Consider the following 15467-nt stretch of genomic DNA (forward strand, 5'->3'; position numbering starts at 1 on the left):
TGCTGACGGACCGTACCGGTTGATGGATATCATTCAGCTACTCGCCTTCGGATCCGATGGCTGGGGGGACGAACTGGCTCGAGGGCTGTTCGTGACCGCCTCGCTGGCTCTGGCAACGCTTCCGTTCGGCTTTGTGCTAGGCCTCGGTCTCGCTTTGGCCAAACGGGGTGAAGATCGGGCGCTTCGACTGTCCGCAGATATCTACACGACGATCTTTCGCGGCCTGCCCGAACTGCTGACGCTGTTTCTCGTCTACTATGGCGGGCAGAACCTCCTCAACACAGCCACCGCGGCCGCCGGGCTCGCGCCCTGGACCCTATCCAACTTCCTCTCCGGCATGATCGCGCTGGGCCTCGTGTTCGCGGCCTATTCCAGCGAAGTGTTCCTGTCCGCCTTTCGGGCTATCCCTTCCGGCCAGTGGGAAGCGGGCCGCGCCCTCGGCCTGTCGCGCGCGCGCATCCAGCTTCTCGTGATCTTCCCGCAGCTTCTGCGCATCAGCCTTCCCGGCCTGTCGAACGTCTGGCTGAACCTCCTGAAGGACACGGCGTTGGTATCGGTCATCGGACTCGCCGATATCCTGCGCGAAACGGGGGTCGCGGCTCGCGTCACGCGCGAGCCCTTCCTGTTCTTCGGTCTCGCCTGCGTCCTTTACCTTCTCCTGACGATCGTCTCCGCCGTGGTCCTCCGGCGGATCGAGGTCTGGACGCAGCGCGGCGAGGCTGTCCGATGAGCGTTGCCGCCCCTCCCCCCGCACGCCCGCGCTCCGGCTGGTTCGGCCGGATCACGCTCGGCATCTGGGCACTCGCCGCCGTCGCGCTCGTGGTCTATCTCGTCCGAGCCTGGAACCCTCAACTGGTCGCAACCTACGGGCCGGCTTACGCCCGGGGCCTGTGGACCACGATCGTGCTCGTCTCGATCTCCTACGGCGTTGGGGCCCTCGTTTCGGTGCCGCTCGCGCTCGGGCGCATGTCGCCGCGCCGCTGGGCGCAGGCGCTGTCGTTCGGGTATGTCTCGTTCTTTCGCGGCACGCCGCTGATCGCGCAGATTTTCCTCGTCTACTACGGACTTGGAAGCTTCCGGGGCGCGTTCGAAGCGGTCGGGCTGTGGTGGTTCTTTCGCGATGCCTGGTATTGCGCGGTGTTCGCGCTGTCGCTGAACACGGCGGCCTATCAATGCGAGATTTTGCGCGGCGCGATCCAAAGCGTTTCTAAAGGGCAATGGGAAGGCGCCAAGGCGCTGGCGCTACCTCGTAGGGTGACCGTGCGGCGCGTCGTGGTCCCGCAAGCGCTGATGGTGGCGCTGCGGCCCTATGCCAACGAGCTGATCCTCATGGTCAAGTCGTCGGCGATCGTCGCTATCATCACCGTCTTCGACCTGTTCGGCGAAACGCGGCGTGCCTTCTCGCGCAGTTTCGATTTCCAAACCTATGTCTGGGCGGCGGTCTTCTACCTCGTCATCGTCGAGATCGTGCGCAACCTGACGAATGCAGCCGAAAGCCGGCTGACGCGCCACCTTCGTCGCTGAGGTCTAGTGCTGTTCAGCGCCCTGCAGGAACAGGCGAACGGCGCTTCGGATCCGCTCGCGTGATTCTCGGGTTTCGCCGGCGGACGTCTGACCGTAGATACGCCGCCGCATCTCGCGTGCGCAGACCGCTTCCAGAAACTGCTCCGCCAGAAAGCGGCTATCCGCGTCCGCGATCTCGCCGCGCGCCATTCCGATCTCGAAGATTCGGCCGACCGTCTCGACGATGGGCTTCACCACGTTTCGCTCGTAGAACTCCTGCAGTTCGAGATGGCGATGCGCTTCGGCCGCCAGAATGCGAAAAAAGGCGACGTTTCGCATATGGGTCGTGCGTCGGCCGAGCCAGACGGCGAACTCCTCCAGCGTTGCGGCCACGGATCCCGGACGGTTCTCGAACTTTCGAAGCTCGGCGTGATCCAGCATGGAATGCTGGGTGATCGCCGCCTCGAAGAGATGCAGCTTGGAAGGAAAGCGCGCGTAGAGCGTGCGCTTCGAGCTTCCGGTTTCGGCTGCGATCGCGTCCATGCTCGTCGCCTGATAGCCGGCTTCGAGGAACTGTCGTGCAGCCGCCTCGACGATGCGCCGGGAAAGATCGCCGGCTTCCTTCTTCGAAGGGCGCCCTCGCCTACGGGCGCCTGCGTTCTGATCCACCTCTTTCAGATCGATCGCGTCGTCTCCGACCTGAGCCTTTGGGTACAAACGACGTTCCTTCGGAGAATCGAACCGCCTGCAGCGAGGCGACATCGAGATCATGAACGAATTCGTTGTTTCCACCTTAGGCCGCTTTTGCGAAGGGAAGACGGTCCCTGGAAATTCATGCCATAATGTCGCCCATATCGACTGCGGCGCATGCCGCACTGAAAACCTCGAAAGCACAGTATGGTCACTTCCGCATTCATCGGCCTCGGCGTCATGGGATATCCGATGGCCGGGCATCTCGCCGCCAAGGGTCATTCCGTCACCGTCTACAACCGCTCGGCCACGAAGGCCGAAGCCTGGGTGAAGGAGCATGGCGGACGCGCCGCGCCGACCCCGCGTGAGGCTGCGGCGAACGCCGACGTCGTGTTCATGTGCGTCGGGAACGACGACGACGTCCGCTCCGTGGCGCTCGGCCCCGATGGCGCGGTGGCGGGCATGAAGCCGGGCGCGATCCTGGTGGACCACACGACCGCATCGGCCGAACTGGCGCGCGAGCTTGGCGCCACGCTCGAATCGGGCGGCAAGCGCTTTCTCGACGCGCCCGTGTCCGGCGGGCAGGCAGGCGCGCAGAACGGCGCGTTGACCGTGATGGTCGGCGGCGACGAGGCGACCTTCGCCGACGCCAAGCCTACGATCGAAGCCTATGCTCGAATGGTCGGACTGATGGGACCGACGGGCGCGGGGCAGCTCGCCAAGATGATGAACCAGATCTGCATCGCCGGCCTCGTCCAAGGGCTTTCGGAAGCGGTGCATTTCGGCCAGAAGGCCGGGCTCGACATCGCCACCGTGGTCGATGTCATCTCCAAGGGGGCGGCCGGCTCCTGGCAGATGGAAAACCGGCACAAGACCATGGATGCCGGTCGATACGACTTCGGCTTTGCGGTGGAATGGATGCGCAAGGACCTCGGCATCTGCCTGGCGGAAGCGCGACGCAGCGGCGCCTCGCTTCCCGTCGCCGCGCTGGTGGACCAGTTCTACGCCGAGGTGGAGGCGATGGGCGGCAAGCGCTGGGACACCTCGTCCCTCCTGGCGCGGCTGAACCGCTAGCCAAACCTCGCGGCGGGAGGGCTCAGCTCTCCCGCTGCTCCTTTTCCAGGATCATGTAGTCCAGCGGCAGCTCGGTCGTGTACTTGATCTGCTCCATCGCGAAGGCGGAGGATACGTCGCGGATTTCGATGCGCGCGATCATCCGCTTGTAGAACGCGTCATAGGCCGCGATATCGGGCACCACGACGCGCAGGAGATAGTCGACGTCGCCGCTCATGCGGTAGAATTCGATCACTTCCGGGAACTCGTGGACGACCTCGGAGAAGCGCTTCAGCCATTCGGTGGAATGCGAGTTCGTGCGGATCGACACGAACACCGTGACGCTGGCGTTCACCTTGACGGGATCCAGAACCGCCACGCGGCGCACGATCACGCCCTCTTCTTCCAGCTTCTGGATGCGGCGCCAGCATGGCGTCGTGGAAAGGCCGACGCGCTTGGCGACGTCCGCCACGGCCAGCGTCGAGTTTTCCTGAAGCAGTCGCAGGATCTTCTTGTCCAATCGGTCCAACGAACGAACCCTCCAGTCTTGAAGCGCAGGGCCGGAAGCTGGCTACGCGAATCCCATCCATCACAAACGACCCTGCCTTCCGGCGGCGTCGCCTTTCGAAGTTTCTTAAGCCAATTCTTTAAGTTTTCCGCAACAAGATATGCCTCGACCGCCTGCGTGTATCAGTTTCCTGGTCAGAGTGCCCGATGTCGCTTGCCCACTCCTCCCACCTGGACAAGGCCGGCTCGCCCCGTGAAGGAGCGGCAAGGCGAATCGAGCTGGCCCGCACGCTGCGACTGACCCGGGACCGGCTGACGGCGACGGACGGCACGCCGTCGAGGATCGAGCTCGAGCTTCTCAGCCAGCATGCCCGGAACGTCATCGCGGCGCTCGCGACCTATCTCGTCCTGGTCCTGGCGACCGGCGCGATGCTCGCCTTCGCCGATCCCAGCACATTGCCCGTGTGGCTCGCGGTGAACGGCGTATTCGCGCTGCCGATCGTGGCGACCGTGCGCCAGTTCGGCCATGCGCAGCCTTCCATCGTGCTACCCGCCTTCTGGCTTCGCTTGTTTCGCCTGAGCCATCTCGCGCTCGGCCTGCCTTGGGCGCTTCTCCTGCTGTGGCCCGTCTGCGAAAGCTGCAGCCTTCCCGGCCTGCAGGCCGTCGGCTTCGCCGGAGCCATGGCGGCCATCGGGGCGACGGCGATGATCGGCGCCTGCCTGCGCGGCGTCGTCGTGTGGAGCTTCGCGCCGCTGCTTCTCGCACTGGCGTTTCTGGCGCTTCGCGCCGAAGACCCCTTGAGCTTGGCCCTGTACGGCGTTCTCTTCGCCGCCGTCCCGTTCTTCTCCATCGTGTCGGAGCGCCTTCGAATGGTGAAGGAGGAGCGCATCCGGCACAGGACGGAGCGGGAGCAGTTCGCCTTCGAGATCGAGGCCGCCCGCTTGGCGTCCGACGAGGCGCGGCGCCGGGCGGAGGACGCGAGCATGGCGAAGTCGCAGTTCCTGGCAACCATGAGCCACGAGTTGCGCACGCCGCTGAACGCGATCCTCGGCTTCTCGGAGGTCATCACCAACGAGATCCTCGGCCCTGTCGGCAACGGGACCTACCGCGAATATGCCCGCGACATCCACAACTCGGGGCAGCACCTCCTGGATCTGATCAACGAGATCCTCGACCTGTCGCGGGTGGAGGCCGGCAAATATACGCTCAACGAGGAAGCGCTGAACCTCGTCGCCATCGCTCGGAGCGGCATCGGCTTCGTCCAGATGAAGGCCGATGCCAAGCGCATCGAGGTGATAGGCCAGTTCGAGGACGGTCTGCCCCAGTTCTGGGGCGATCCCCGCTCGCTCCGGCAGGTCGTTCTCAACCTCCTGTCGAACGCCGTGAAGTTCACGCCCCAGAGCGGACGCATCGTGGTGCGCGTCGGCTGGACGGCGGGCGGCGGACAGTATGTCTCGGTGCGCGACGACGGTCCCGGCATCCCGCCCGAGGAAATGTCCGTCGTCCTTTCGTCCTTCGGACAGGGCTCCAGCGCCATCAAGAGCGCCGAACAGGGCACCGGCCTCGGCCTTCCCATCGTCCAGGCGCTGGTTAGCCTGCACGACGGCGTATTCGAGTTGAAATCGGAACCAGGACAAGGGACCGAGGCACTTGCCGTGTTTCCGCATTCGCGGGTGCTGGAAGTCATGCCCGCCGTGGCCGGGCTGCACTGATCGTTGATCGCCCGCCGCGTTGCGCGCGAAGCCTTCGAGCCTATCTCCCCTGCCATGACCATCGCTCGTCTCCCGACCGTCTCCTCGCCCTGCATTTGCGTCTGCGTCATCGACGACGGCACGGGGCTTTGCGAGGGCTGCGGACGCACGCTCGGGGAGATCGTGAACTGGGGCGGAATGAGCGAGGAAGCCCGGCTCCAGGTGATGGCGGATCTCGGCAGAAGGGGATGGGCCGGGCCTTCGGCGAGCGTTTCGGAGGCTGTGGGCTGACATGCGCTCCAGTCGCGTCCTGATCCTCCTCCTTGCCATCATCGCCGGCGCGATCCTGATGCTGACGATGGGCGGGGGCCATGTCCTCGGCCTCGAGGACAACGATTTCGCGTCTCTGGTCTATATCGGGCTGTGGGGAACGCTTGTCGGCTCCGGCCTTCTCCTCTCCGTTCGCGGGCGCTGGGGCGAAGCCTTGCGCAACGCCGTCATCTGGCTCGGCGCGTTCGCCGCCCTGATCGCCGCCTACGCTTTCGGGCCGGAGCTTCAACTGGCCGGTGACAGGATGATGGCGGTTCTCCTTCCCGGCCGCACCGTCACCTTGAGCCAGAACGGCGGGCAGGTTCTCGTCGCGCGGGGCGAAGGCAACCACTTCCATCTGAACGCCGAGGTGAACGGGCGCAGCATCCCGTTCCTCGTGGATACCGGCGCCAGCCTGATCGCCATCGACCGCGACACGGCGGCCGCGATCGGGCTCGATGTCGGAACACTCCGCTACACCGCGCAGATCCGCACCGCCAACGGCGACACCGTAGCCGCGCCGGTGACGCTCGACAGCGTCCGCGTCGGAAACATCGAGCGCCGGCGCGTGGCCGCCGTCGTGACGCAGGGCAACGGGATCGGCGTCAATCTCCTCGGCATGAGCTTTCTCGGCACCCTGTCGTCGCTCGATTTTCGAGGGGACCGGCTGATTCTGACCGACTGATTCGGCGCCGAGGACGTCCTTTCCTCAGGCCGCCACGGAAGCCGAAGGCTCGAACCGGATCTCGGCGAAGGCTTCGTGAATGAGATCGGGCGTCGCGCCCGGCCGAACCGCTCTCTCGGACAGGAGCTGGCGCCAGCGCCGCGCGCCCGGAAGGCCGGCGAACAGACCGGTCATGTGGCGCGTCACCTGCGCGAGCTTTCCCCCGCGCTCGATATGCCGCTCGGCATAGGCGGCCATCGTCGCCATCAATCGGGGATAGTCGAAAGGCCGGGCCGCCGCGCCATGGATCAGCGGACCGACATGAACGAGATCGGACGGGTTCTGATAGGCCCCGCGCCCCATCATCACCCCGTCCACCCGACCGAGATGGCGCGCCGCTTGCTCCACCGTCGCGAGCCCGCCGTTCAGCCCGACGAACATATCCGGCAGCCGCTCCTTCAGCCGATAGACGCGGTCGTAGTCGAGTGGAGGGATCTCCCGGTTCTCCTTCGGGCTGAGGCCCTGGAGCCACGCCTTTCGCGCGTGCACCCAGATCGCCGATACACCCGCACCGACGGCATGGTCGGCGAGGAGATCGAGCGCCGGGCCGGGGTCCTGATCGTCGACGCCGATTCGGCACTTCACCGTGACCGGGATCGAAACGGCCAGCCGCATGGCTTCGAGGCACCGCCCGACAAGGGTGGGATCGCGCATCAGACAGGCACCGAACGCTCCGGACTGGACACGGTCGGAGGGACAGCCGACGTTCAGGTTGATCTCGTCGTAGCCGAAGACCTCTCCGGCAGCCGCCGCCTCGGCAAGCTTCCCCGGATCGGAGCCGCCGATCTGCAGCGCGACCGGATGCTCGGCCGGATCGAAGCCGAGCAGACGATCCTTATCGCCGTGCAGGATCGCATCCGCCACGACCATCTCAGTATAAAGGAGGGCGTGCGGGGCCAGCTGCCGGTGAAAGTACCGGCAGTGTCGGTCGGTCCAGTCGATCATGGGAGCGACCGCGAAGCGGATCGGCAGGTAGGTTCGCATACGCTCTTTCGAGCCCGGCATGGGGCTCCACCTTTCGGTTGCGGATGTTGGAACGGCTTCGCTTTGCAAAACGGGGAGGATTGCCTATAGGTTCGCCGCTTGAACGATCGGACAGATTTACGAGGAAGCTCCCTTGTCTTCAACCTTCGACCGGGTAGCGGACATCATCGCTGAAACCAGCGAGATCGACCGCGACCAGATCACCCCCGAAAGCCACACGATCGACGATCTGGGCATCGATTCCCTCGACTTCCTCGACATCGTGTTCGCGATCGACAAGGAATTCGGCATCAAGATCCCGCTGGAAAAGTGGACCCAGCGCGTCAACGAGGGCGAGGCCAACACGGAGGAATACTTCGTGATGAAGAACCTGTGCGCCAAGATCGACGAGCTGCGGGCCGCCAAGGCGGTCTGAGGACGCTCGTCGTCGTTTCGTGATTCCCCGCGGGCGTCCCTGACGCCCGCGTCTTTGATTTCGGCGGGACCCCAAGATGGACCAGAACGCGCGCGATGTGCTGATCACCGGTGTCGGCCTCGTTTCTTCGCTCGGCGAAGGCGTCGAGGCTCATCTTGCCCGGCTGACCGCGCCGACGGGCCTTCAGCCGGCGATCGAAGGCTCGGCCTTCGCCCCCTACTTCGTGCATCCGCTGCCGGCGGTGGACTGGAGCCAGCAGATCCCCAAGAAAGGCGATCAGCGGCAGATGGAAACCTGGCAGAAGCTCGGCGTCTACGCGGCGGGCCTGGCGCTTCAGGACGCCAAGGTCGAACCCGACGAGGCGACGCGGGCCCGGGTCGACATGATCGTGGCGGCCGGCGGCGGGGAGCGCGATCCGGACGTCGATGCCCTCGTGATGGCCAGGACGCGCGGCGCGAACGATCCGCAGCCTTTGATGAACGAGCTTCTGTCGAGCGAGCTTCGCCCGACGCTGTTTCTCGCGCAGCTGTCCAACCTTCTCGCCGGCAACATCTCGATCGTCCATAAGGTGACCGGCTCTTCGCGCACCTTCATGGGCGAGGAAAGCGCCGGGATTTCGGCCATCCAGGTCGCCTCGGCCCGCATTCGTGCCGGCCAGAGCCGAATCTGCCTCGTCGGCGGTGCCTTCTCGGCCGAGCGCCGGGATCTTCTCCTGAACTACGAGCTCGGCGGCTTCCTGTCGCGGGACGAATGGCGGCCGGTTCCCGCTCGCGACGGAGCCTCGGCGGGGTTTGCACCGGGCAGCGTCGGGGCGTTCCTCGTCCTGGAGGATGCGGACCATGCGGCCGAGCGAGGGGCGGTTGCCTATGGTCGGCTCCGCTTCGTGGCAGGCGATCGAGGCTCTCGTGAGCCGGCACGTTTCGAGGAGCGCTTCGGGCAACTTCTGGACGAAAGCGGCTTGGGCGACGACGACCTCCTGATCCTATCGGGCGCGACGGGCATCGATCCGATCACCGACGCCGAACTGGGTCTCCTGGCGAAGCGCTTTCCGAACGCAGCACTGCGCACGGTCGGCAGCGCCTTCGGCCACGGCATGGAGGCGCAGTTTCCGACCGGCGTGGCGGCCGCCGCCATGTTGCTTTCGGCCGGGCGCCTCCCCGCCCCCGCATCCGGCGGCGAGGAGCGGCCGGCAGGCTTCGCCCCGCGCCGCGCGTTGGTGACCGGTGTCGGCCACGTGCGCGGCGAAGGCGTCTGCGTCGTAGAGGCGATCGAGCCGCGCTGAACGGCGGCTAAGCATGGGACAGGCCGGATCGCCGGCCGAGTACGGATGGAACCGATGGCTTCTAACGATCTCGATTTCCAGGGCCGCCCCATCGTCGCGGTCACGGGGCTGGGCGTCGTGTCCTCGCTCGGACGCGGCGTCGCGGACAACTGGGCCGCGCTGACGGCCGGCCGCTCCGGTATCCACCCGATCACGCGCTTCCCGACCGACAACCTTCGCACCACCATTGCCGGCACGATCGACTTCATGAACGTCGAGCCCTGGAGCGGGATCGACCTGTCCTATGCGCTGGCGGAAGCTGCCGGCACCGAGGCGATCGCCATGGCGGGCCTCGACACGGAAGACTTCGGCGCGCCGCTGTTCCTGGCAGCGCCGCCGATCGAGCTCGAATGGTCGCAGCGCCTCCTGCTCGACAGGCTGCCGGGCGAGGCGCGCGAGGAAGCGGGCTACGATCGCCTTCTGGAGCTGGCCCGCTCCAACCGCTCGCGCGCGATCTACGACCTGACCCTGTTCGGCGGCATCTCCGAGCGGCTGGCCGACAAGCTCGGCACGCGCGGCCTGCCGATCACGCTTTCGACCGCCTGCGCATCGGGCGCGAGCGCGCTCCAGCTCGGGCTGGAAGCGATCCGTCGCGGCGACGCGGAACGCTGCATCGTCATCGGAACGGACGGCTCGGTGGGAGCCGAGGCGCTGATCCGCTTCTCGCTCCTGTCCGCTCTCTCGACGCAGAACGATACGCCGCAGACGGCCTCCAAGCCCTTTTCCAAGGACCGCGACGGCTTCGTCATGGCGGAGGGCGCCGGGGCCCTCGTTCTGGAATCGCTGTCGGCGGCGCGGGCGCGCGGTGCCAAGACGCTCGGCGTCGTCCATGGCATCGGTGAGCAGGCCGACGACTTCCACCGCACGCGCTCCAAGCCCGACGGCTCGCCCATCATCTCCACCATTCGCGCCGGTCTCGACGATGCCGGGCTGACGCCGGCCGACATCGGCTACATCAACGCCCACGGCACCTCGACGCCGGAAAACGACCGGATGGAATATACCGGCCTTGCCGCCGTATTCGGCGATGCGATCGGCTCGGTTCCGATCTCCTCCAACAAGTCGATGATCGGACATACGCTGACGGCCGCGGGCGCGATCGAGGCCGTGTTCTCGCTGCTCGCCATGCGCGAGGGGACCCTGCCGCCGACGATCAACTACCAGCAGCCCGACCCCGCCATTCCGCTCGACACGATCCCCAACGTCGCACGCGTCGCCGACGTGTCGGCCGTCCTGTCGAACTCGTTCGGCTTCGGCGGCCAGAACGTATCGCTCGTTCTCGGCCGCGAACCGCGCGCCTGAACCGCCTGACGAAGGAAACCCCATGCGAGCCCTGCAACTTGTCGCCGACCGCGACCTGAGGCGTGTCGATATCGCGGAGCCGGGCGAGCCGGGTCCGGGCGAGGTCACGGTCCGGATCCAGGTCGTCGCGCTCAATCACATCGACGTCTGGGGTTGGCGCGGAATGGCGTTCGCCAAGCGCAAGCTGCCGCTGACGATCGGCGCCGAAGCGTCCGGCATCGTCGAAGCGCTGGGCTCGGGCACGTCCGGCCTCGTGCCGGGGCAGCTCGTCTCGATCTACGGCGCGCGCACTTGCGGGCTTTGCCGGGCCTGCAGCGAGGGTCGCGACAATCTCTGCGAACACGTATCGGGCGTCCACGGCTTCCATCTCGACGGCTTCGCGCAGGAGCGCATCAATCTTCCCGCCCGCCTTCTCGTGCCCGCCCCTCCCGGCTGCGATGCGGTGGGCGCGGCGCTCGCACCCGTCACTTTCGGCACGGTCGAGCACATGCTGTTCGACAACGCCAAGCTGGAGCCGGGCGAGACGATCCTCGTGCATGCCGGCGGCTCGGGCATCGGCACGGCGGCGATCCAGCTCGCCAAGCGCCAGGGCGCGACCGTCATCACCACCGTCGGCTCGGACGACAAGATCGAGCCCGCCAAGGCGCTCGGCGCCGATCATGTCATCAACTACCGCTCCGACCGGTTCGAAGGTGTCGTGCGCAAGCTGACGAAGAAGCGGGGTGTCGACGTCGTCTTCGAGCATGTGGGCGCCGACACGTTCGCCGGCTCCATGCTGTGTCTCAAGCGCGGCGGGCGGCTGGTGACATGCGGCTCGACGTCGGGCGTGTCGACGGAGGTCAACCTGATGATGCTGTTCCAGCAGCAGCTGAAGCTCATCGGCTCCTTCGGCTGCCGCATGGAGAACATGGCCGACGCCATGCAGAAGATGGCGCGCGGGTTGGTCAAGCCGGTGATCGACACCGAGGTCGGCTTCGACGACATCGCGATCGCGCTGGAGCGCATGGAAGGCCGCCGCGTCTTCGGCAAGATCATCCTGCACGTGGACGACGCATCAGCGGCATGAAGCGGGGACTGGCGAAGCTTTGGAAGCAGCAGCGGCAGCTGCGCGATTGGCTGATCGCGCGGGCGCTCTTCACGCTGCTCGGCGTGCTTCGCCGCTTTCCCGCGCAAACCGGCCTTCGCATCGCCGATCGGCTCGCCCGCTGGATCGGACCGTGGACCTCGCGTCACCAGCTGGCGAAGGACAACCTTCGCCAAGCCTTTCCCGAGCGGGACGAAGCCTGGATCGAGGATCTTGCCCGGCGCAATTGGGGCCAGATGGGTCGCATCGCGGCCGAATACGTCTTCCTCGACGAGATCTTCGACTTCGACCCAGACCGACAGACCGGCGAGGGGCTGATCGAGGTCGAAGGTATGGACACCTTCCTGGCTTTGCGCGACAACCCGAAGCCGATCGTCTTCTTCACCGCGCATCTCGGCTGTTTCGAGCTCCTGCCGATCTGCGCGGCGACGTTCGACCTGCACTTGACCGCCCTCTTCCGCCAGCCCAACAACCGCTATATCGCCCGCGAAGTCCTGTCGGCCCGCAAGACCAAGGGCGGCCATCTCGTGCCGTCAAAGGCGGGCGCCGCCTGGGCGCTGGCCGGCACGCTGGAGGGCGGCGGCAATGTCGGCATGCTGGTGGACCAGAAGTTCAAGCGCGGCGAGCTGACGACCTTCTTCGGGCGTCCCTGCCGGACGAACCCGCTCCTTCCCAAGCTCGCGCGCCAGTTCGACTGCGACGTCCATCCCGCGCGCTGCATCCGGCTGCCCGATGGGCGCTACCGCCTGTCACTGGAGCCGAAGCTCGAACTGCCTCGCACGCCGACCGGCGAGATCGACGTTCGGGCGAGTTGCCAGAAGCTCAACGATGTCGTGGAAGCCTGGGTGCGCGAGACACCGGAACAATGGATGTGGTTCCACCGCCGCTGGCAGATCTAGGCTTACCGTCGCGGCTTTCGGACGATCTCGCGCCGACGCTCATGCAGCCATACCTTTCTTAACCTTCGGGTTCTATCGTGCCACGGCGTAAAGCAGTGGTGCGATGATCCAATTCCTCAAACGATACTCGGCCACCTCGGCCGGAGCCGGGGCTGTGGTTTTGACACTGCTGGCCGCCGGGCTGCATCTCAGCCAGCTATCGGTCTCGCATCTTCTCTCCGCCACGACCTTGGAGCGTGGCGAGAGCTTCGCGCACTATCTCGTGGAAACCGAGGGGGCATTGGCGGCGCTGGTCACCGGCCTGTCGCGGAACCCGGATATCGAGAACCAGATCCGGGATGTGGCCGATGCCTCCGGCATCGCCAACTTCTCGATCTTCGACGCCATGGGCCGCCCCGTCTTCTCGCCGCGCTCGGCGAGCCACGCCTGGCTCCTGCGCGAACGGCCCGGCGGCATCGCGGGGCTTGATCAACTCGCCGAAGCCGCTGTTTCGCGGCCCGGCACATGGCAGGAGGTCGCCGAGGACGAGAGCGGGCGAGCGACCTTCATCCGGCCTTTCGATCATAATGGAACGCGGCTGGGGTTCATCGCCGTGACGCCCGACGTCACGTTTCTTCAGTCGCGATACGCCCACATCGTCCGCATGATGATGCTCGGCCTCGTCAGCGTACTGGTTCTGTCCACCGGCATCCCCCTTCTGATCTACATGCGCAGGAAGCGCCGCATCGAGCAGGCCGACGAGCGCATCCGCTTCCTCGCCAACCACGATACGCTGACCAGCCTTCTCAACCGCAAGCGCCTAGAAGAGGAAACCAATCGGATCCTCGCCACCTCTCGCGCCACGCGCGAGCGGCTGGCGCTTTGGGCCTTCGACGTCGAGGGAATGGCCGACATCAACAACAATATCGGGCAGGCCAATGGTGACGAGGTTCTGCGAACGGTCGCCGCAAGACTTCTGAAGGTGGTGGATCGGAGCGACCTTGCCGCACGATTAGGGGCCGACGATTTCGTGGTGATCCAGCGGCGCGCCGAAGAGCGCGATGCGATCGAGGCCTTGGCCAAGCGCATCGTGCATGAAGTCGAAGCCCCGATCGAGATCGAGGCGCACACGATCACCCCTCGCCTTTGTATCGGCGTCGCCGTGGTGCCCGACCATGGACGCACCTATGGCGACCTTTATCGCCACGCCGAACTGGCGTTGACGGTGCACAAAAGCTCCAGGCACGGTCAGTTCATCCTGTTCGAACCGTCCATGGACGAGGAAGCCAACGAACGCCGTCGCATCGAGCGACGGATTCGCGAGGCGCTGGACGGGAACGAGTTCGAACTCTTCTATCAGCCGATCGTCGACGCGCGCGATCGAGGCCTCCTCGGCTTCGAAAGCCTGCTGCGCCTACCCGACGGCGAAGGCGGCTACATCCCGCCTTCGATGTTCATTCCGATCGCCGAGGCGCGCGGCTACATCAAGGCGATCGGCACTTGGGTGCTGTATGAGGCGGCTCGCCAGATCGCGCTGTGGCCGGAGGAGCTGTTCATATCCGTCAACCTGTCGGCGGTGCAGTTCCGGGACGGCGATCTCGTCGCGATCGTGGGCAAGGCGCTCGCGCAGGCGGGCATCGCAGGATCGCGGCTGGAGCTCGAGGTCGTGGAAAGCCTCCTTCTCGAACGATCGGATGCGATCATCGACCAGTTGCAGGCGCTCAAGTCGCTCGGCGTATCGATCGCGATGGACGACTTCGGCACCGGTTACTCCTCGCTCGGCTATCTCTGGCGTTTTCCCTTCGACAAGCTGAAGATCGACCAGTCCTTCATGGTGGCCTTCGACCAGGGCGAGGCCAACGTGCGCCAGATCATCGAGGCCATCGTCAGCCTCGGTCACCACATGAAGCTGAAGGTGGTGACGGAAGGCATCGAAACGCCCGCGCAGGCCGATATGCTGCGGGAGATCGGCTGCGACCAGTTGCAGGGCTACTTCTTCGGCAGGCCGCAGCCGGCCGAGCGCGTTGCGCAAGAGGCGCTGTCGGATTGGATGCGGACACGGCTCGACACCGCTCAATCTGCTCCGGCACGCTACGGGACCTGATGATCCACCGTCGCACGCGCAGAGGATTGCGCTGAACTATGGTGAACGATTTACTAATTTATACTTGATATTTATTTTGGACTAAACCGAACCAATACACGAAGCGACCGTTCTTGGTGAAACGGGGGTTTCGGACATGCGTATCCTGATACTGGAAGACGAGCCGTTGATCGCGATGGATCTGGAGGACATCGTCACCGATGCGGTGGCGGCGGACTGCGTCTGGGCGAAGGATCTGCGGGACGGGATGCGCAGGGTCACGGAAGGGATCGATTTCGCCCTTCTCGACTTCGATCTGGGCGGTGACAACTCGCTACCGGTCGCATCGTATCTACGCGCCCACGACATTCCATTCTGCTTCGTGTCGTCCAGCCTTTCGAAGCTTCCTCCGCAGTTTCACAACGTGCCCAGCGTTTCGAAGCCTTTCCGCCCGGCCGATATCCTGCGCGCCATTCCGAGCACGTGAAGACCACGAGGCGACCGCTAGGAGGTCGCTCGCTCGGACAAATCCGCCGATCTCGATGATGTCCGCAGACAGAAACGACAAACGGGCCGGCATGGCCGACCCGTTGGACAAACTCGTGTACGCCGACCGTGGCCGGCGATCGCCCTCAGCGAGCGACGTCTTTGACGGCCGCGCCGGTCGCATCGACGGTGTTGCCCACGTCGCGTCCAACGCCACGAACGGTATTGGCACAGCCAGACACCGCCATGACGGCGGCGAGCGTTGCGGCGACGACGGAAATGCGACGGATCATGACCAAACTCCTCAGGGTCCCGATTGCGGCAGGATAACGGCAGCGCCACAACTTGGTTCCATTTTGTCGCGGACGAAATGCGGCTCTGGCGATCTGAAATCGCGCGCGCCCACCTCGGCGGGAGGAATTTTGCCGATCACTGC

Annotated in this window: 17 protein-coding genes; 13 read left to right on the plus strand and 4 right to left on the minus strand. The window is 65.5% G+C overall.

Features of this window, described 5'->3' with window-relative positions; all coding sequences use genetic code 11:
- Window positions 1-22: 22 nt before the first annotated feature.
- Both H7A85_RS05395 and H7A85_RS05400 read left to right on the plus strand, forming a co-directional pair.
- Window positions 23-730: an ABC transporter permease subunit gene (locus H7A85_RS05395; protein WP_182084853.1), complete on the plus strand. Its 708-nt coding sequence runs from the start codon at window positions 23-25 to the stop codon at window positions 728-730.
- A complete protein-coding gene (locus H7A85_RS05400; protein WP_182084854.1) occupies window positions 727-1524 on the plus strand; it encodes an ABC transporter permease in 798 nt (265 codons plus the stop codon). The genes H7A85_RS05395 and H7A85_RS05400 overlap by 4 nt, the downstream gene beginning before the upstream one ends.
- A gap of 3 nt (window positions 1525-1527) precedes the next feature.
- Here the strand turns inward: H7A85_RS05400 and H7A85_RS05405 are convergent, their stop codons facing one another.
- The gene (locus H7A85_RS05405) at window positions 1528-2220 is read right to left on the minus strand and encodes a TetR/AcrR family transcriptional regulator (protein WP_182084855.1); all 693 of its coding nucleotides are present in this window, start codon (window positions 2218-2220) and stop codon (window positions 1528-1530) included.
- Window positions 2221-2400: 180 nt separating this feature from the next.
- Here H7A85_RS05405 and H7A85_RS05410 point away from each other — a divergent pair, with 180 nt between their 5' ends.
- The gene (locus tag H7A85_RS05410; RefSeq protein WP_182084856.1) at window positions 2401-3267 is read left to right on the plus strand and encodes an NAD(P)-dependent oxidoreductase; all 867 of its coding nucleotides are present in this window, start codon (window positions 2401-2403) and stop codon (window positions 3265-3267) included.
- A 22-nt stretch (window positions 3268-3289) separates the two neighbouring features.
- Here H7A85_RS05410 and H7A85_RS05415 read toward each other — a convergent pair whose 3' ends face one another.
- Window positions 3290-3775, minus strand: a complete 486-nt coding sequence (locus tag H7A85_RS05415; protein WP_182084857.1) for an Lrp/AsnC family transcriptional regulator — start codon at window positions 3773-3775, stop codon at window positions 3290-3292.
- A 185-nt stretch (window positions 3776-3960) separates the two neighbouring features.
- Here H7A85_RS05415 and H7A85_RS05420 point away from each other — a divergent pair, with 185 nt between their 5' ends.
- The 3 genes from H7A85_RS05420 to H7A85_RS05430 are packed head-to-tail and all read left to right on the plus strand — an operon-like array spanning window position 3961 to window position 6439.
- Window positions 3961-5466 carry an ATP-binding protein gene (locus tag H7A85_RS05420; protein WP_182084858.1) on the plus strand — a complete coding sequence of 502 codons (1506 nt, stop codon included), beginning with the start codon at window positions 3961-3963 and terminating at the stop codon, window positions 5464-5466.
- Window positions 5467-5520: 54 nt separating this feature from the next.
- Complete coding sequence (locus H7A85_RS05425) at window positions 5521-5736, plus strand: DUF1289 domain-containing protein (protein WP_182084859.1); 216 nt, start codon at window positions 5521-5523, stop codon at window positions 5734-5736.
- A gap of 1 nt (window position 5737) precedes the next feature.
- Window positions 5738-6439: a TIGR02281 family clan AA aspartic protease gene (locus H7A85_RS05430; protein ID WP_182084860.1), complete on the plus strand. Its 702-nt coding sequence runs from the start codon at window positions 5738-5740 to the stop codon at window positions 6437-6439.
- Between the two features lie 24 nt (window positions 6440-6463).
- Here H7A85_RS05430 and dusA read toward each other — a convergent pair whose 3' ends face one another.
- Window positions 6464-7483 (minus strand): tRNA dihydrouridine(20/20a) synthase DusA, encoded by a 1020-nt coding sequence (gene dusA, locus H7A85_RS05435; RefSeq protein WP_244630968.1) that lies wholly within the window; start codon window positions 7481-7483, stop codon window positions 6464-6466.
- A gap of 112 nt (window positions 7484-7595) precedes the next feature.
- Here dusA and H7A85_RS05440 point away from each other — a divergent pair, with 112 nt between their 5' ends.
- From H7A85_RS05440 to H7A85_RS05470, 7 genes are all read left to right on the plus strand, one after another.
- Window positions 7596-7877, plus strand: coding sequence for an acyl carrier protein (locus H7A85_RS05440; protein WP_182084861.1), 282 nt, complete (start codon window positions 7596-7598; stop codon window positions 7875-7877).
- Window positions 7878-7953: 76 nt separating this feature from the next.
- Window positions 7954-9159 (plus strand): beta-ketoacyl-ACP synthase, encoded by a 1206-nt coding sequence (locus H7A85_RS05445; RefSeq protein ID WP_182084862.1) that lies wholly within the window; start codon window positions 7954-7956, stop codon window positions 9157-9159.
- A 54-nt stretch (window positions 9160-9213) separates the two neighbouring features.
- Window positions 9214-10500, plus strand: coding sequence for a beta-ketoacyl-ACP synthase (locus H7A85_RS05450; protein ID WP_182084863.1), 1287 nt, complete (start codon window positions 9214-9216; stop codon window positions 10498-10500).
- Between the two features lie 22 nt (window positions 10501-10522).
- On the plus strand, window positions 10523-11566 hold the full coding sequence (locus H7A85_RS05455) for a zinc-binding dehydrogenase (protein ID WP_182084864.1): 1044 nt from the start codon (window positions 10523-10525) through the stop codon (window positions 11564-11566).
- The gene (locus H7A85_RS05460) at window positions 11563-12483 is read left to right on the plus strand and encodes a lipid A biosynthesis lauroyl acyltransferase (protein ID WP_182084865.1); all 921 of its coding nucleotides are present in this window, start codon (window positions 11563-11565) and stop codon (window positions 12481-12483) included. The genes H7A85_RS05455 and H7A85_RS05460 overlap by 4 nt, the downstream gene beginning before the upstream one ends.
- 154 nt (window positions 12484-12637) lie before the next feature.
- Entirely contained in the window at window positions 12638-14566 is a 1929-nt protein-coding gene (locus tag H7A85_RS05465; protein ID WP_244630970.1) for a GGDEF domain-containing phosphodiesterase, read from the plus strand.
- A 136-nt stretch (window positions 14567-14702) separates the two neighbouring features.
- Window positions 14703-15032: a response regulator gene (locus tag H7A85_RS05470; RefSeq protein ID WP_182084867.1), complete on the plus strand. Its 330-nt coding sequence runs from the start codon at window positions 14703-14705 to the stop codon at window positions 15030-15032.
- A 145-nt stretch (window positions 15033-15177) separates the two neighbouring features.
- Here the strand turns inward: H7A85_RS05470 and H7A85_RS05475 are convergent, their stop codons facing one another.
- Window positions 15178-15324 carry a hypothetical protein gene (locus tag H7A85_RS05475; protein ID WP_182084868.1) on the minus strand — a complete coding sequence of 49 codons (147 nt, stop codon included), beginning with the start codon at window positions 15322-15324 and terminating at the stop codon, window positions 15178-15180.
- Window positions 15325-15467 lie beyond the last annotated feature (143 nt).

Source organism: Aureimonas sp. ME7 (assembly GCF_903970965.1).
In the GTDB taxonomy this organism is placed as follows: domain Bacteria; phylum Pseudomonadota; class Alphaproteobacteria; order Rhizobiales; family Rhizobiaceae; genus Aureimonas.

What these genes read in the sequence shown, in the direction of transcription:
- H7A85_RS05395 (WP_182084853.1), top strand. Translation starts at nt 23, where the DNA reads ATGGATATCATTCAGCTACTCGCCTTCGGATCCGATGGCTGGGGGGAC.
- H7A85_RS05400 (WP_182084854.1), top strand. Translation starts at nt 727, where the DNA reads ATGAGCGTTGCCGCCCCTCCCCCCGCACGCCCGCGCTCCGGCTGGTTC.
- H7A85_RS05410 (WP_182084856.1), top strand. Translation starts at nt 2,401, where the DNA reads ATGGTCACTTCCGCATTCATCGGCCTCGGCGTCATGGGATATCCGATG.
- H7A85_RS05420 (WP_182084858.1), top strand. Translation starts at nt 3,961, where the DNA reads ATGTCGCTTGCCCACTCCTCCCACCTGGACAAGGCCGGCTCGCCCCGT.
- H7A85_RS05425 (WP_182084859.1), top strand. Translation starts at nt 5,521, where the DNA reads ATGACCATCGCTCGTCTCCCGACCGTCTCCTCGCCCTGCATTTGCGTC.
- H7A85_RS05430 (WP_182084860.1), top strand. Translation starts at nt 5,738, where the DNA reads ATGCGCTCCAGTCGCGTCCTGATCCTCCTCCTTGCCATCATCGCCGGC.
- dusA (WP_244630968.1), bottom strand. Translation starts at nt 7,483, where the DNA reads ATGCCGGGCTCGAAAGAGCGTATGCGAACCTACCTGCCGATCCGCTTC.
- H7A85_RS05445 (WP_182084862.1), top strand. Translation starts at nt 7,954, where the DNA reads ATGGACCAGAACGCGCGCGATGTGCTGATCACCGGTGTCGGCCTCGTT.
- H7A85_RS05450 (WP_182084863.1), top strand. Translation starts at nt 9,214, where the DNA reads ATGGCTTCTAACGATCTCGATTTCCAGGGCCGCCCCATCGTCGCGGTC.
- H7A85_RS05455 (WP_182084864.1), top strand. Translation starts at nt 10,523, where the DNA reads ATGCGAGCCCTGCAACTTGTCGCCGACCGCGACCTGAGGCGTGTCGAT.
- H7A85_RS05460 (WP_182084865.1), top strand. Translation starts at nt 11,563, where the DNA reads ATGAAGCGGGGACTGGCGAAGCTTTGGAAGCAGCAGCGGCAGCTGCGC.
- H7A85_RS05470 (WP_182084867.1), top strand. Translation starts at nt 14,703, where the DNA reads ATGCGTATCCTGATACTGGAAGACGAGCCGTTGATCGCGATGGATCTG.
- H7A85_RS05475 (WP_182084868.1), bottom strand. Translation starts at nt 15,324, where the DNA reads ATGATCCGTCGCATTTCCGTCGTCGCCGCAACGCTCGCCGCCGTCATG.